Annotated in this window: 16 protein-coding genes and 1 riboswitch; of the genes, 9 read left to right on the plus strand and 7 right to left on the minus strand. The window is 55.0% G+C overall.

The genetic code is table 11. The features are described 5' to 3' along the window. The first annotated feature begins 13 nt into the window (after positions 1-13). Positions 14-700, plus strand: a complete 687-nt coding sequence (locus tag FY046_RS03060) for a GntR family transcriptional regulator (RefSeq protein WP_133841503.1) — start codon at positions 14-16, stop codon at positions 698-700. 59 nt (positions 701-759) lie between these two features. Here the strand turns inward: FY046_RS03060 and fbaB are convergent, their stop codons facing one another. The 5 genes from fbaB to FY046_RS03085 all read right to left on the minus strand — a co-directional run bounded on the left by fbaB (position 760) and on the right by FY046_RS03085 (position 5,404). Beyond that, complete coding sequence (gene fbaB, locus FY046_RS03065) at positions 760-1,812, minus strand: class I fructose-bisphosphate aldolase (RefSeq protein ID WP_133841502.1); 1,053 nt, start codon at positions 1,810-1,812, stop codon at positions 760-762. Positions 1,813-1,964: 152 nt separating this feature from the next. Beyond that, a complete protein-coding gene (gene thiD, locus FY046_RS03070; RefSeq protein WP_339506737.1) occupies positions 1,965-2,765 on the minus strand; it encodes a bifunctional hydroxymethylpyrimidine kinase/phosphomethylpyrimidine kinase in 801 nt (266 codons plus the stop codon). Then, on the minus strand, positions 2,762-3,553 hold the full coding sequence (gene thiM / locus FY046_RS03075) for a hydroxyethylthiazole kinase (protein ID WP_133841500.1): 792 nt from the start codon (positions 3,551-3,553) through the stop codon (positions 2,762-2,764). The genes thiD and thiM overlap by 4 nt, the downstream gene beginning before the upstream one ends. A gap of 34 nt (positions 3,554-3,587) precedes the next feature. After that, a riboswitch (TPP riboswitch) is annotated at positions 3,588-3,684 on the minus strand. A 111-nt stretch (positions 3,685-3,795) separates the two neighbouring features. Beyond that, positions 3,796-4,578 carry a hypothetical protein gene (locus FY046_RS03080; protein ID WP_446185740.1) on the minus strand — a complete coding sequence of 261 codons (783 nt, stop codon included), beginning with the start codon at positions 4,576-4,578 and terminating at the stop codon, positions 3,796-3,798. A gap of 277 nt (positions 4,579-4,855) precedes the next feature. Beyond that, positions 4,856-5,404, minus strand: a complete 549-nt coding sequence (locus FY046_RS03085) for a helix-turn-helix domain-containing protein (protein WP_133841498.1) — start codon at positions 5,402-5,404, stop codon at positions 4,856-4,858. Positions 5,405-5,507: 103 nt separating this feature from the next. Between FY046_RS03085 and FY046_RS03090 the strand changes: the two genes are divergently transcribed. Together FY046_RS03090 and FY046_RS03095 are read left to right on the plus strand one after the other, a co-directional pair. After that, positions 5,508-6,170: an AzlC family ABC transporter permease gene (locus FY046_RS03090; RefSeq protein WP_133841497.1), complete on the plus strand. Its 663-nt coding sequence runs from the start codon at positions 5,508-5,510 to the stop codon at positions 6,168-6,170. Then, positions 6,170-6,493 (plus strand): AzlD domain-containing protein, encoded by a 324-nt coding sequence (locus tag FY046_RS03095; RefSeq protein ID WP_133841496.1) that lies wholly within the window; start codon positions 6,170-6,172, stop codon positions 6,491-6,493. Before FY046_RS03090 ends, FY046_RS03095 begins: the two co-directional genes overlap by 1 nt. 19 nt (positions 6,494-6,512) lie before the next feature. Here the strand turns inward: FY046_RS03095 and FY046_RS03100 are convergent, their stop codons facing one another. After that, positions 6,513-7,454 (minus strand): LysR family transcriptional regulator, encoded by a 942-nt coding sequence (locus FY046_RS03100; RefSeq protein WP_431021894.1) that lies wholly within the window; start codon positions 7,452-7,454, stop codon positions 6,513-6,515. Between the two features lie 106 nt (positions 7,455-7,560). Between FY046_RS03100 and FY046_RS03105 the strand changes: the two genes are divergently transcribed. From FY046_RS03105 to FY046_RS03125, 5 genes are all read left to right on the plus strand, one after another. After that, complete coding sequence (locus tag FY046_RS03105) at positions 7,561-8,445, plus strand: pirin family protein (RefSeq protein ID WP_197931259.1); 885 nt, start codon at positions 7,561-7,563, stop codon at positions 8,443-8,445. Between the two features lie 114 nt (positions 8,446-8,559). Continuing rightward, complete coding sequence (gene wrbA, locus FY046_RS03110) at positions 8,560-9,156, plus strand: NAD(P)H:quinone oxidoreductase (protein ID WP_133841494.1); 597 nt, start codon at positions 8,560-8,562, stop codon at positions 9,154-9,156. Positions 9,157-9,318: 162 nt separating this feature from the next. Beyond that, entirely contained in the window at positions 9,319-9,741 is a 423-nt protein-coding gene (locus tag FY046_RS03115; RefSeq protein ID WP_133841493.1) for a GNAT family N-acetyltransferase, read from the plus strand. Between the two features lie 111 nt (positions 9,742-9,852). Further along, positions 9,853-10,470, plus strand: coding sequence for a trimeric intracellular cation channel family protein (locus FY046_RS03120; RefSeq protein ID WP_133841492.1), 618 nt, complete (start codon positions 9,853-9,855; stop codon positions 10,468-10,470). Positions 10,471-10,502: 32 nt separating this feature from the next. Further along, on the plus strand, positions 10,503-10,751 hold the full coding sequence (locus FY046_RS03125; protein ID WP_446185741.1) for a hypothetical protein: 249 nt from the start codon (positions 10,503-10,505) through the stop codon (positions 10,749-10,751). 43 nt (positions 10,752-10,794) lie between these two features. On the opposite strand, the gene apbC is transcribed toward FY046_RS03125, so the two are convergent. Continuing rightward, on the minus strand, positions 10,795-11,907 hold the full coding sequence (apbC, locus tag FY046_RS03130) for an iron-sulfur cluster carrier protein ApbC (RefSeq protein ID WP_446185742.1): 1,113 nt from the start codon (positions 11,905-11,907) through the stop codon (positions 10,795-10,797). Positions 11,908-12,040: 133 nt separating this feature from the next. On the opposite strand from apbC, the gene metG reads away from it, so the two are divergent. After that, on the plus strand, positions 12,041-14,122 hold the full coding sequence (gene metG, locus FY046_RS03135; RefSeq protein ID WP_259151745.1) for a methionine--tRNA ligase: 2,082 nt from the start codon (positions 12,041-12,043) through the stop codon (positions 14,120-14,122). Positions 14,123-14,172 lie beyond the last annotated feature (50 nt).

A 14,172-nucleotide genomic window follows, 5' to 3' on the forward strand; every position in this document is an offset into this window, starting at 1 on the left:
GGGACGTTGCCGAATGTCGACAGTTTATACCATCACCGCCAGTGAGCCGGTCAACCAGCAGATTTATCGATTCCTGCGTCAGGATATCGTCACCTGTGCGATCCATCCCGGCTCACTGCTGTCGGAAAAAGAGGTGTCCACGCGCTTTAACGTATCGCGTCAGCCGGTTCGTGAAGCCTTTATCAAACTGGCAGAAGCGGGCCTGGTGCAGGTCCTTCCGCAGCGCGGCACCTTCGTGCGTAAAATCTCCGCACAGCGCGTTGCCGATGGTCGCTTTATACGTGAAGCTGTTGAAGTTGCAGTGGTACGCCGTGCAGCTGCAGAAGCCACACCTGTCGGGCTGGCGGCGCTGGAGCATAATCTGCAATTACAAAAGCTGGCCGCCGATCGCCACGACAGCCAATCGTTTCTCTTGCTGGACGATGAGTTTCACCGATTGATCGCGCAAAGTATTGCCTGTGAACTGGCGTGGGAGACGGTGGAAAATATTAAAGCCACCATGGACCGCGTGCGTTTTCTGACGTTAAGTAAAGTGTCACCGCCAGAGAGCCTGATCGAGCAGCACCACCAGATTTACCTGGCCTTGTGTGCGAAAGATGCCGATGCCGCTGAACAGGCGCTGCGCCGCCATTTGCAGGAGATGATTTTCTCTATTACCCCGATTGCCGAGCAGAACAGCGAGTGGTTTGAGCCATTCTGAAACCGGCGGGACAAGGCACGGTTGATACAGGGTCAGGCATGCCTGACCCCTACGATAAATCAGGCGATGGTGACGTTTTTCGCGAGGTAGACATCCTGCACTGAATTAATCAGCGCCACGCCGTCCTTCATCGATTTCTTAAAGGCCTTGCGCCCTAAAATCAGCCCCATGCCGCCTGCACGTTTATTGATCACCGCCGTACGTACGGATTCAGCAATATCCGTATCCCCTGCTGCCGCACCGCCGGAGTTGATCATCCCGGCGCGCCCCATATAGCAGTTCGCCAGTTGATAACGTACCAGGTCGATAGGGTTATCTGTAGTCAGTGTGCTGTAGACGCGCTCATCGGTATGGCCGAATTTCACTGCTTTATAACCGCCGTTATTCTCCGCCATTTTCTGTTTCACAATATCCGCGCCAATGGTGGCCGCCAGATGGTTTGCCTGGCCTGTCAAATCAGCGCTGGCATGGTAATCCACCCCGTCTTTTTTGAAATCATTATTGCGCAGATACGCCCACAGTACGGTGACCATCCCCAGTTCATGGGCGCGTTCAAAGGCTGCAGAGATCTCTTCAATCTGACGCCGTGACTGCTCTGAACCGAAATAGATGGTGGCCCCGACGGCGACAGCACCGAGGTTAAACGCCTGCTCAACGCTGGCATACAGCGTCTGGTCATACTGGGTGGGATAGCTCAGCGTCTCGTTATGGTTGAGCTTAACCATAAACGGGATGCGGTGTGCGTAACGCCGTGAGACAGAAGCCAGTACGCCATACGTGGAAGCCACACAGTTACAGCCCGCTTCAATCGCCAGCTCCACAATATTTTTCGGATCGAAGTAGAGCGGGTTCGCAGCAAAAGAGGCGCCCGCCGAATGCTCGACGCCCTGGTCTACGGGGAGGATAGAGAGGTAACCTGTCCCGGCTAAACGTCCGGTGTTGTACAGTGTTTGCATATTGCGTAAAACTGCCGGGGGACGATTGTTATCGACCATCACCCGATCCACATAATCCGCCCCTGGAAGATAGAGGTTGTCCGCTGGAATAGTCATGCAGCGATGTTGCAAAAGAGAATCCGCTTCTTTGCCCAATAACTGTACGATGTCCGTCATGATAACTCCTGTTAAAATGTGTGAGGGCCATTTTGATGGCCCGCGGGTCAGTTTTCCTGACCCCAACAGGGTGGACCCAAAACTGTTATTAAGGCAAATTGCTGACTCCATTTTTCAGAACGATCCGCACAAAAAAACGCGGACCATCGTGGTCACCACCACTGATGAAAATGATGCACCGGGCCATGCCCGTGGCCGACCTCCAGCGAGTCTGCCTGCTCAAGCGCCCCCTGCAACCAGTATTTAGCCGCTTGTACGGTGGCAACCCAATCATCGTGTCGCGGACGGAGTGCCGCCAGCGCCGCCGACAGCGAACAGCCCGTACCGTGCGTATTGCGCGTCATAATGCGAGGCGCGGTAAACCGCTGTTCAAGTTGGTGGGTAAACAGCCAGTCCGGGCTTTCCGATTCGCTAAGATGGCCGCCCTTCATCAGTACCGCCTGACAGCCCAGCGCCAGCAGCGCCCTGCCCTGTTCACGCATCTCGGCCTCATCGCGTGCCGGATCGCAGGCCAGCAGCGCGGCGGCTTCTGGCAGATTGGGCGTAATCAGGGAGACCTGCGGTAACAGACGCTCGCGTAAGGTGGCAACCGCCTCAGCAGAGAGCAGCGGATCGCCGCTTTTTGCCAGCATCACCGTATCCAGTACCACCCAGGGCACCGGGGTCTCTTTCAGCCGTTCGGCAACCACCTCAACGATGGCGCTTTCTGCCAGCATACCGATTTTTATCGTGTCGATACGCACATCCGACAGGACCGAATCCAGCTGCGCGCCCACGAATGCCGGGTCAATGCGATAGACCGACTGCACGCCCGTGGTGTTCTGCGCCACCAGCGCGGTGATCACGCTGGTGCCATAGGCGCCCAGTGCAGAGAAAGCTTTCAGATCGGCCTGGATCCCGGCGCCACCGCTCGGGTCAGTTCCGGCAATGGTCATGGCGTTAATCCGTTTCATACCAGTGCCTCCGGGTTCAGTTGATACAGTGCATCGAGGAACGCGGGGATAAAGCTGCCCGGCCCCTGCGCCGCTGCCGCTGCTCGCTCTCCCGCCAACGCCACCACGTGGCAGGCGCTGGCGACATGCACCAGACGATCGCCGGGCAGCGCGGTAAATCCGGCGACCACGGCGGACAACGCACAGCCGGTGCCGACCACGCGCGTCATCAGTGGGGAACCGCCGCTGACGCTGAGGGTGCGCACACCGTCGGTGACAAAATCCACTTCTCCGGTAACCGCCACCACCGCCCCCGTTTCCGTCGCCAACGCAACGGCTGCCTGTAATGCCGCCGTTGACGCATGCTGAGTGTCTACGCCCCGTCCGCTGACCGCCTGTTTTGCCAGTGCCATAATTTCCGAAGCATTGCCGCGGATCGCAGCGGGCTTGAGTAACAGGAGTTGGTGACAGAAAGTGGTACGGAAATCCAGCGCCCCTACCGCCACCGGATCTAATGTCCAGTGTCGTCCGGCAGCGCTGGCCGCATGGATCGCTGCCCGCATCGCTTCACTGCGGGAATGGGTCAGCGTACCAACGTTTACCAGCAGGGCATCAGCAATGGCGCTGAACTGCGCGGCTTCGTCCTGATCGATCACCATCGCCGGGGAAGCCCTCAGCGCCAGCAGCACGTTGGCGGTAAAGGTTTGCACCACATCATTGGTCATACAGTGAATCAGGGGAGATTGCTGTTGAAACAGCGTCAGGGAATGGGCCACATCGGCGTGGCTCAGGCGTTCAGGTTGGATCATATATGCTCCCAACCGGCGATCAAGAAGGCGATGCCGGTCGGGCATCTGACTTCCCTACGCTGGCATTATCCAGATCAGGTGGTACGGGTATTTCTCAGCCTTCACGAAGAAGGGCACCCCGAGTCATTTAAATAGTAAAATCAATGCGTTGTAATTACCATTGCGATAATCACCCTTCAGAATCATGCCAGTTAGATGGTAGAGAAACAAGCTTTTACGTCTCCCGCCGCCCGGGCTGGAGGTTATTCAGGCTTGTCACTCACCGCCACAGCCTCGCTGTCCGCTTTCGGCAATGTTGACAAAATCTCCGCAAGGTCTGCCTGAGCATTCTCTCCGGCGATCATTTTTTTACTAAAGCTACATTTCCTGTCAACACCAGCAGAGTGGATATGCAGTTTGAAGACATTTTTATTTTCTTTGATTAACGTGACATCGGTTAGCGGGATCAGACAGGTTTCAGCATACAGCGCCGGGGTCAGGATCAATTTATCGCCTGACACCCCAATCATCACGCGTTGCTTTAAACGCATCGCATTTGAGATAAAAATGATCCCGGTACAGACTAATAATCCGCCAACGCTCACACCATCGGCCAGAATAAACAATCCGATAGCAAGGGAAATCCCGCCCTGCACATAGAACATCGATGTTTTAAAAATCAAAGCCCGTGAAGGTGTGTTTTTTTCATTGGGTGAAAATACTTCCAGGCCCTTGTTGCAATGCTTTTCATAGCTAAACATATAACCGGCGAGGAAAACCATACTTAATGGCAGGATAATAAGCGAGCCAATGATAGCCAGCGCCAGTCCCCACTTTGGGCTTTTGAATAACAGGGGCAAACTGATGATCTGCAATAAAATAGAAACTAAAAATGGGATGGAGAAGTACTGTAAAAAAGCAATCACATTGCGTGCAAAAATAGTTAACTCATCATCTCCCACCTGGGTAGTGAGATACCCTACCGCGCCGAGATAGCAGATATTCAGCGCGAGACCTGCCCAGACCAGTTTACTGATGCCTTTCATTCTTAACTCCATTTTATAATTTATTTCGGCCAGAACATTCTGAACGTCAGCCTGACCGATTTTGATTTAAATCCCAGATTGCTTTATTAAAAGCAAATACACATTTTATGTAGAAATGATAATACACCTTCACTTTTTCAGGCCGCATTCTAGCTAACGATAAGAATAGTCTCAACAAAAAATCGGTTCGATAGAATCATAACTCCCCGTCAACCGCTATTCAGCGACACGGTATAAAAACCCGATTACGGGACGGTTTTCCGTCCCCATCCTCCCTTTATCCCTGCTCTGCCACCAGCAGTGCCAGGGTGTCGGGTTCCAGCGCTTTAAAGATATGCTCACGATCGGCGGGATAGCAGATGTAATCGCCTGGCGCTAGCTCTTCCGGGGCATCCTTAAGCCCGACCAGCGCCCGCCCCTGGGTGACGATAATGTGCTCAACCGATCCAACAGGATGCGGCTGTGACAGACGGTCAGCACCCGGCTGGGTCATTAACAGATAGATATCGCGCCGCGCACCCGGTGGGCAGCTGGCCAGCAAAATGGCCTGATAGTTCGCTTCTCCGGCCACCACTTTCGCCCCTTCGCCACGCCGGATGATCTGGGTTTTGTTGCCTTCAGGTTCCAGCAGTTTGGCAAAGGGAATATTCAGTGCCACACACAGCGCCCACAGCGTCTCCAGGCTGGGGTTACCGTTGCCCGCCTCCAGCTGCGACAGCGTCGACTTTGCAATTCCCGCCCTTCGGGCCACTTCGGCGAGTGAAAGCCCGGCCTGTGTGCGTTCCCGAATCAAACTTTCCGCAATTACCGCTATGGGCTGTGTCATCTTTCGCCTTATCGTTCGCCAAAATGAACGAAACGTTCGTGTTGATCTTAGAAGCACCTGCGTTCATTATAATGACAACTTCGTTCGTTATGGAAAACAAATTATGTTCAGTCGGCATTTTTCATCACTCAGCCCGGACACGCGTAAAGCGATTTATCTGATCTGCCTGGCGGTCGGCGTTGTGGGCATCTCCTACGGTTCGCTGGCCACCGCTTATGGATTCCCGCTATGGGTTCCGCTGTTCTCCAGCCTGTTTGTGCTGGCCGGTGCCTCAGAGTTTATGTTTATTGCCATCGTCGCTGGCGGGGGCAATCCGCTGGCCGCTGCGCTGGCCGGGCTGCTGGTCAATGCGCGCCACTTCCCCTTTGGCATTGCCGTACGTGACCTGGTAGGTTCGCGTCTCTCTGCCGTGCTCGGTTGCCATATTATGAATGACGAAAGCGTGGTGTTTGGCCTGTCGCAGCCCACGCACGCGCAGCGTAAAGCCGCCTTCTGGCTGTGTGGCCTCGGCGTCGCCGTGGTCTGGCCGTTGGGGGCCATGCTGGGCAGTGTGATTGGCACACTGCTGCCTGATACCCAGGTGATTGGGCTGGATGCGGTGTTTCCGGCCATTTTACTGGCGCTGGTGATCCCCGCCCTGAAATCCCGCACCACGCTGATCCGCGCCGCCTGCGGGGCGGTAATCTCACTGCTGGCCGTGCCCTTTACGCCTATCGGGCTGCCGGTATTGCTCTCAATGGCCGGACTGCTGGCGAGGAGGAAATAATGGCGGACAACGCACTGATTATCTGCGGGATCGTGATTCTGGCCGTGGGAACCTGGCTGATGCGCTTTGCCGGTGCCACGCTGGGTAACCGCATGACCCTGTCTGAAAACGCGCGTAAGTTGCTGTCTGATGCGGCCACTACGCTGCTGTTTGCGGTGGCGCTGGGCAGCACATTTTATGCAGGTGACCACTTTGCCGGGACGGCACGTGTCGCCGGGGTGGCGGTGGCCGTGCTGCTGGCCTGGCGCAAAGTGCCGCTGATTGGGGTGATCCTGGCGGCAGCGGCAGTCACCGCCCTGCTGCGCCTCGCCGGTGTTCAATAGCCTTCGCAGCCGCATCACATCATGAACGGCTGTGCTTATCAGCGATGGTTTTCTTGAGCAGCGCCACCGTGTGATCGACAAAGGTCGACACCGCCAGCGGGATGTAATGACGGCTGGGATAGACAATCGACAAATCGTTATTCAGCTGGCCATAATCAGGCAACACGGCGATCAGCTGTTGACGGCTCAGGCTGTCGTACAACAGGGATTCTGGTAAAAAACAGATGCCCAGCCCGCTGAGAGCCGCTTTAAGCTGGGCCTGCGCGGTATTGGCCGAGAAACGGCCAGTCACCTCAACCTGCACCGCACCTTGCGGCCCCACCAGATGCCAGATAGCCGGTGAAGAGGATGCAGACTGGCCGATGCAGGCATGATGCTGCAGCGCGTCGATACTGTCAGGCACACCAAAGGTATCCAGATAATGCTGGCTGGCGGCCATCAGACGGCGGCCAGTACTGATTTTTCGGGCAACCAGACTGGAATCCTTTAAGCGTCCACCACGAAACGCGACATCAATGCCCTCGCCGATCATATCCGCATGTGTATCACTGAGAATAAAATCCAGCTGCAGCTGCGGATATAACGCCAGAAAATCGGCCACCCACTCCATTAAAAACAGATCGAAGAAGTCAGCAGGCGCGGCGACTTTTATCCGTCCCATCGGCACCTGATTCTCACTGACCAGCTGCGTACTGATGGCGTTTAACTCACTGATTTTTTGTGCACTGTGGTCATACAGCTGCTCACCGGCACCGGTCAGGGTCAGTTTGCGGGTGGAACGATGAAATAACCGCACCGCCAGACTCGCTTCCAGCAGCTTAATCCGTCGACTCAGTGTATTCGGTGGCACTCCCAGCCGTCGCGCAGCAGCGGCGAAACTTCCCGTTTCAACGATATGGATAAAGATCGCGACGTCGTTCAGATCGAGCATCTTATTACGTCCAAAAATGGATGAGTCCAATGATATTACGCCCTCTAATCAAGCAGTGTTCGAATGGTTAAGATACAACACTATCATGTACTCCAGCGGAATAACCTTGCGTTCACCGCTTACCAGAGGAAGTCAAATGTCACCGTTAGCGCCCGAGGAACACCCCGTTTCCCGCCACATCGAACACCGGACACGCGGCAGAGGAACGGGGCCCATTATCCGTCTGATGAGCCCGTCAGACTATGGCACGATCGTCAGACCTTTCGTTTTCCTCGATCGCTTCACCGGCGATCGCACGATGATTGATCGTATGCCGCTTCATCCGCACTCTGGTATTGCCACTGTCACCGTAATCACGGAAGGCAATCTGCGCTTTGACGATCCGGATTCGGGTAAAGGCATGATTGGCTATGGGGGAGTGGAATGGATGCGCGCAGGCGGCGGCGTCTGGCACGGCAAAGAAATGTCGGCAGGTGATTCTGAGTATGTTGAGGGATTTCAGCTCTGGCTGGCGTTGCCACCTGAACTGGAAAATGGCCCCGTTGACAGTCAGTATCTTGAAGCGCAGTCGATGCCGCAAACCGGCCCGGCATACGTCATTCTGGGTGAATATCAGGGCGTAAAAAGCCCGGTTCGCTCGCATGAGGGCATCAATTATCTGCTGGTGACCCTGCCCGCACACTCATCCTGGCAGTATATTCCGCCGGAAAATCACTCCAGCCTGTGGCTCAGTATCAGTCGCGGCACGCTGGTTTCACCTGAAAAGATCGCTACAGGTGAAATGGTCATCTTCGCAGCCGGTTCTCAACCCGTCACCCTTCACGCCGGAGACGCCGAAACGCGCTTCGTGATCGGTTCCGCTGTTGCTCATCCGTGGTCCCTCTCACTGGGGAATTATTCTGTGCACACCAGTGATGCGGCATTACGCGCAGGCGAAGCTAGAATTAACGACATCGGTCGTCGCCTGCGTGAGGAAATGGAGGGCCAACCTCAGCCCACCTCCATGCCTATTTTTAAATAATGTGGCTTATCAACGCCTTCACCAGGGGTGATATCAGTGTCTGTATTACGTCGTTTTATTTCACGTTTATTAGCACCAAAAGAAAATGCCATCCATCCCAATAAGGAAAGTAAAATGTCAAAGATTTTAGTTCTTTACCATTCAATGTATGGGCATATTGAAACCATGGCGCAGCACGTTGCGGAAGGGGCAGCCAGCGTGCCGGGCACCGAGGTCATCGTCAAACGCGTGCCGGAGACCATGGATAGCGAGGCGTTCAAAGCGTACGGCGGTAAAGCCGATCAGACCGCCGAGATTGCCAGCCCGACAGAACTGGCTGACTATGATGCGATTATTTTTGGCACGCCCACCCGCTTTGGCAACATGTCAGCGCAGATGCGTAATTTCCTCGATCAGACCGGCGGCCTGTGGGCCAAGGGGGCTCTGGTAGGCAAAGTGGCCAGTGTGTTTACCTCTACCGGCACCGGCGGTGGGCAGGAAATGACCATTACCTCGACCTGGACCACCCTCGCGCATCACGGGATGATTATTGTCCCCATCGGATACAGCACCCCCGAACTGTTTGATATTTCAGAAGTGCGTGGCGGCACACCCTATGGCGCGTCCACACTGGCGGGTGGCGATGGGTCGCGACAACCCAGCGAACGTGAACTGGCTATAGCAAAACACCAGGGGCAACACGTGGCGGCGATCGCGGCAAAATTGAAGTAAAAAACGCACTGTCCCCTGCAAAGAGATGAGCCCATCATCTCTTTTTTTTGCGCCCTTCTCTCATGCGTTCCTCCTGCCTGATGCCTTTCGCTGCTACCGACGCGCTTTTACGCTACACTCTGCGCCGTTGCCACCCGGCGTTTATGTTGCAGGAGTTTTTCCATGAATATCCGTCCTTTCACCGAAGCGGATCGGCCATTCCTACGCACACTGTTTCTTGCCTCGCGTAAAACCAACTGGACCTGGCTGGATGACAGTCAATGGCAGTTAGAGGATTTCGATCGGGTGACGCGGGGCGAGCGGGTGCTGGTGGCCGAAGAAGACGGCCACCGCATCGGATTTGCCGCCGTACTGGATAACGATAATTTTCTGCACAGCCTGTTTATCGACCCGGCCTGGCAGGGCAGCGGCGCGGGCAGTGCATTATTGCAGGCCGTGCAAAAAAGCTTTACCTCCACTGGCGCGCTCAAATGTCTGGCGGAAAACCTGCAGGCTCAGCTGTTTTATAAAAAGCACGGCTGGCGGGTGGTGGCCGAAGGGGAAAGCGATCAGGGCGAGTACCTGCTGATGCACTACGTGCTGTAACCCCCCCTACCGCACCCTCTGCTCACGACGACAGCGCAGAGGCAGGGTTATCTGTCACTCTCTTTACAGGCGTTGGAAAATCATTTTTCACGCTCATCAGGGATGTGTGACATGTTGAATGTTTTTCATCTGCTTGATTTAGCTGGCACGCTGGCCTTTGCGTTAAGTGGCGCGACCGCCGGAGTACGCGAGGATTTTGATCTCTTCGGGGTGTTTGTACTGACGGCGACCACCGCGATTGGCGGTGGCGTGATCAGAGATATCTGTATTGCCAGCCTTCCCCCCGCCGGGCTGGTCAGTTCAGCCTATCTGGTGGTAATCATGACAGCCGTCATCTGCGTTGCCTTTTTTCAAAAACTCATCCTCTCTTTTGAAAAAGCCACCCTGTTCTTTGATGCGCTGGGTTTGGGTTTCTTTGCTGCCTTCGGTGCCAATAAAACCTGGGAGCACAGCCACAATATTGAGCTTTCCCTGATACTGGGCTGCATCAGCGCCGTCGGTGGCGGCTGCCTGCGCGACGTGTTAACTGGAAAAACTCCGGCGATTTTCAGCCAGGATATTTATGCCAGCGCGGCGCTCATTGGCGCCGCGATTGAGCTGACCGGCTCAGCCGGGCTGATCCCGCAGATCTACAGCGCCTGGTTCGCGATTATTAGCTGTACGTTGCTCCGTCTGATTTCACTAAAATACAAAATCGGCTTGCCGTCGATTAAACACAACGGATTATAATGACGTTTTAGCACTGAAAATGGCCGTAGCAGATGACAAGCAGACCCCCTCATGAACAGGCAGGCGTAAGTGTACGTGCATACGACATGCTGCAATATCTGAAGCGTATCGCGCGCGGTGACCGTTCGTTTACTATTCAGGACACCCTGCTTAACCATCGTTGCAATGTCACACCGGACAATGATTTCACGTTGATTACTCAGCTTTTCGACTGTGGGAAAATTGATTTCGATTATTCAATGGTGGATGGATTTCAGCAGCGGCACGTCAGACTGGTGTAACGGATTCATCACGGGCCGACCGGAAAAAGGCCGGCCCGTCTCACTACACCGCGCGGAACGCGATATCTTCCGGGATAACCTCACCCTGCCAGTAAAGTTGCGCGGCCACCTGTGTCGCCAGCTGACGGTACAGTGCGGTGAAATCGCTGTCGGGACGACGCACAACGGTGGGCTCGCCATTATCCAGGTCTTCGCGCAAGCTGATATGCAGCGGAAGCTGGCTCAGCAGACGAGTGTGATACTGTTCCGCCAGCTTTTCGGCCCCCCCCGTACCAAAGATCGCTTCATGATGACCACACTGGCTGCAAATATGCATACTCATGTTTTCCACTACGCCCAGCACCGGGACATTCACTTTTTCAAACATCACAATGCCTTTGCGCGCATCGATCAGCGCAATATCCTGCGGCGTGGTCACGACCACGGCACCGGTCACCGGCACGTTCTGTGCGAGGGTTAACTGAATGTCCCCTGTGCCAGGCGGCATATCCAGCACCAGATAATCCAGTTCCGGCCATAACGTTTCGTTAAGCAACTGCATCAGCGCTTTGCTGGCCATCGGACCACGCCATACCATGGCGTTATCCTCGGTCACCAGATAACCAATTGAGTTGGTGGCCAGGCCATGGGCCATAATCGGTGCCATATGTGTGCCGTCCGGTGAGGTTGGCCGCTGATCTTCAACACCGAGCATATCCGGGATCGACGGTCCGTAAATATCGGCATCCAGCAGTCCGACTTTCGCTCCCTCTGCGGCCAGCGCCAGCGCGAGGTTGACCGCCGTGGTCGATTTGCCGACGCCCCCTTTACCAGAGCTGATGGCAATAATGTTTTTCACGCCATTGACGCCAGGGCGATTTTTTACCCGTTGCAACGTCGCTACATTCAGCGTTAAGCGCCAGGAAATCGCGACCGCTCCGGTCAGACGCAGCAGATCGGGACTGACCGTCGCTTTCAGGCTTTCAAACGGCCCCTCCCAGACAAACGGCATATTCAGTTCAATATGCAGAGTGTTATCCAGCAGCGCACAGTGGCGCAGCGCCTTCAGTACGGTGAGATTACGGTTCAACGTGGGGTGTTCAAACGTGGTCAGCACGCCCATCACTATCGCGCGTAGCGCTTCGGGGGAATGATGCCCCTGGGATTGTGAAGTCATCTGTGTTCCTTGATATTGCTGGTTGTTCTGCCTGCATTTATGTCATTAAGCATATCAGATCTGGCCCGAACTGACGTAACCAGCCGGAAAAAACCGCAGGGAGTTGAACCCCTTGTTTACGCAGGGTCAGGCAATCGGTTACCATCTAAACCCCTTTTTCAACAGGTATGAGCTAAGTCTTAATATGACTCAAGTCGCGAAAAAAATTTTGGTAACGTGCGCACTGCCGTACGCAAATGGTTCCATTCATCTCGGCCACATGCTCGAGCATATCCAGGCAGATATTTGGGTCCGTTACCAGCGAATGCGCGGCAATCAGGTTTACTTCATCTGTGCCGATGACGCACATGGCACGCCAATTATGCTGAAAGCTCAGCAGATGGGCATCGCGCCGGAGCAGATGATTGCCGAGATGAGTCAGGAACATCAGACCGACTTTGCCGGTTTTGATATCAGCTACGACAACTACCACTCTACGCACAGCGAAGAGAACCGTGAGCTGTCTGCACTGATCTATACCCGACTGAAAGAGAACGGTTTTATTAAGAACCGCACCATTTCTCAGCTTTACGATCCGGAAAAAGGCATGTTCCTGCCCGATCGTTTTGTGAAAGGCACCTGCCCGAAATGTAAGGCACCGGATCAGTATGGCGACAACTGCGAAGTCTGTTCCGCCACCTATAGCCCGACTGAGCTGATTGATCCGAAATCCGTCGTCTCTGGCGCAACACCTGTGATGCGTGATTCTGAGCATTTCTTCTTCGACCTGCCGGAATTCAGCGCCATGTTACAGGCCTGGACCCGTTCCGGTGCGTTGCAGGAGCAGGTGGCGAACAAAATGCAGGAGTGGTTCGACTCCGGCTTGCAGCAGTGGGATATCTCCCGCGATGCGCCGTACTTCGGCTTCGAAATTCCGGATGCCCCAGGCAAATACTTCTACGTCTGGCTGGATGCACCTATCGGTTACATGGGTTCCTTCAAAAACCTGTGCGATAAGCGCGGTGATATCGACTTCGATGCGTTCTGGCAAAAAGATTCGGATGCCGATCTCTACCACTTTATCGGTAAAGATATCGTCTACTTCCACAGCCTGTTCTGGCCAGCCATGCTGGAAGGCAGCAACTTCCGTAAACCGACCAACCTGTTTGTGCATGGCTATGTCACGGTTAACGGCGCGAAAATGTCTAAATCACGCGGCACCTTTATTAAAGCCAGCACCTGGCTGCAACATCTGGATGCCGACAGCCTGCGTTACTACTACGCAGCGAAGCTTTCATCACGCATCGACGATATCGACCTCAATCTGGAAGATTTCGTGCAGCGTGTGAATGCCGATATCGTCAACAAGGTGGTTAACCTGGCATCACGTAATGCCGGCTTTATCGCCAAACGTTTTGACGGGCAGCTTTCTGCTGAACTGGCAGATCCGGCGCTGTACAAAACCTTCACGGATGCGTCAGCCAGCATTGGTGAAGCCTGGGCCAGCCGTGAATTCAGCCGTGCTGTGCGCGAAATTATGGCGCTGGCCGACGTGGCTAACCGCTATGTTGACGAGCAGGCTCCGTGGGTGGTGGCGAAGCAGGAAGGACGTGATGCCGACCTGCAGGCGATCTGCTCCATGGGCATCAACCTGTTCCGCGTGCTGATGACCTGGCTGAAGCCTGTGCTGCCATCGCTGACCGCCCGCACCGAAGCGTTCCTGAATCAGGAGCTGAGCTGGGATGGTATTCAGCAACCTCTTCTGAGCCACAGCATTGCGCCATTTAAAGCTCTTTATGGCCGCATTGAGATGGACAAAGTGAACGGTTTGATTGAAGCATCAAAAGAAGATGCCGCCGCAGCGAAGGCACCTGTGACCGGTCCGCTGGCGGAGGATCCGATTCAGGACACCATCAGCTTCGATGATTTTGCCAAAGTCGATATGCGTATTGCGCTGATCGAAAACGCGGAATTTGTTGAAGGCTCCGATAAGCTGCTGCGTCTGTCACTGGATGTGGGTGGAGAGAAGCGCAACGTGTTCTCCGGCATCCGAGCGGCCTACCCGGACCCGGCGGTACTGGTTGGCCGTCTGACGGTGATGGTGGCAAACCTCGCGCCGCGCAAAATGCGTTTCGGCATCTCAGAAGGTATGGTGATGGCGGCGGGTCCTGGCGGGAAAGATATCTTCCTGCTCAGCCCGGATAGCGGCGCTCAGCCAGGCCAACAAGTTAAGTAAATTCGTAGGGGGTCAGGCATGCCTGACCCAGGCGGGGCATGCCCCGCCCC

The sequence above is a fragment of the Erwinia sp. 1181_3 genome (assembly GCF_052824965.1).

Bases quoted from the DNA above. Each gene is read 5' to 3' on its own strand.
- FY046_RS03085 (WP_133841498.1), bottom strand. From the start codon at position 5,404: ATGACACAGCCCATAGCGGTAATTGCGGAAAGTTTGATTCGGGAACGC.
- thiD (WP_339506737.1), bottom strand. From the start codon at position 2,765: ATGAAACGGATTAACGCCATGACCATTGCCGGAACTGACCCGAGCGGT.
- FY046_RS03125 (WP_446185741.1), top strand. From the start codon at position 10,503: ATGACAAGCAGACCCCCTCATGAACAGGCAGGCGTAAGTGTACGTGCA.
- FY046_RS03060 (WP_133841503.1), top strand. From the start codon at position 14: ATGTCGACAGTTTATACCATCACCGCCAGTGAGCCGGTCAACCAGCAG.
- FY046_RS03090 (WP_133841497.1), top strand. From the start codon at position 5,508: ATGTTCAGTCGGCATTTTTCATCACTCAGCCCGGACACGCGTAAAGCG.
- apbC (WP_446185742.1), bottom strand. From the start codon at position 11,907: ATGACTTCACAATCCCAGGGGCATCATTCCCCCGAAGCGCTACGCGCG.
- FY046_RS03120 (WP_133841492.1), top strand. From the start codon at position 9,853: ATGTTGAATGTTTTTCATCTGCTTGATTTAGCTGGCACGCTGGCCTTT.
- thiM (WP_133841500.1), bottom strand. From the start codon at position 3,553: ATGATCCAACCTGAACGCCTGAGCCACGCCGATGTGGCCCATTCCCTG.
- fbaB (WP_133841502.1), bottom strand. From the start codon at position 1,812: ATGACGGACATCGTACAGTTATTGGGCAAAGAAGCGGATTCTCTTTTG.
- wrbA (WP_133841494.1), top strand. From the start codon at position 8,560: ATGTCAAAGATTTTAGTTCTTTACCATTCAATGTATGGGCATATTGAA.
- FY046_RS03105 (WP_197931259.1), top strand. From the start codon at position 7,561: ATGTCACCGTTAGCGCCCGAGGAACACCCCGTTTCCCGCCACATCGAA.
- FY046_RS03080 (WP_446185740.1), bottom strand. From the start codon at position 4,578: ATGAAAGGCATCAGTAAACTGGTCTGGGCAGGTCTCGCGCTGAATATC.
- FY046_RS03115 (WP_133841493.1), top strand. From the start codon at position 9,319: ATGAATATCCGTCCTTTCACCGAAGCGGATCGGCCATTCCTACGCACA.
- FY046_RS03095 (WP_133841496.1), top strand. From the start codon at position 6,170: ATGGCGGACAACGCACTGATTATCTGCGGGATCGTGATTCTGGCCGTG.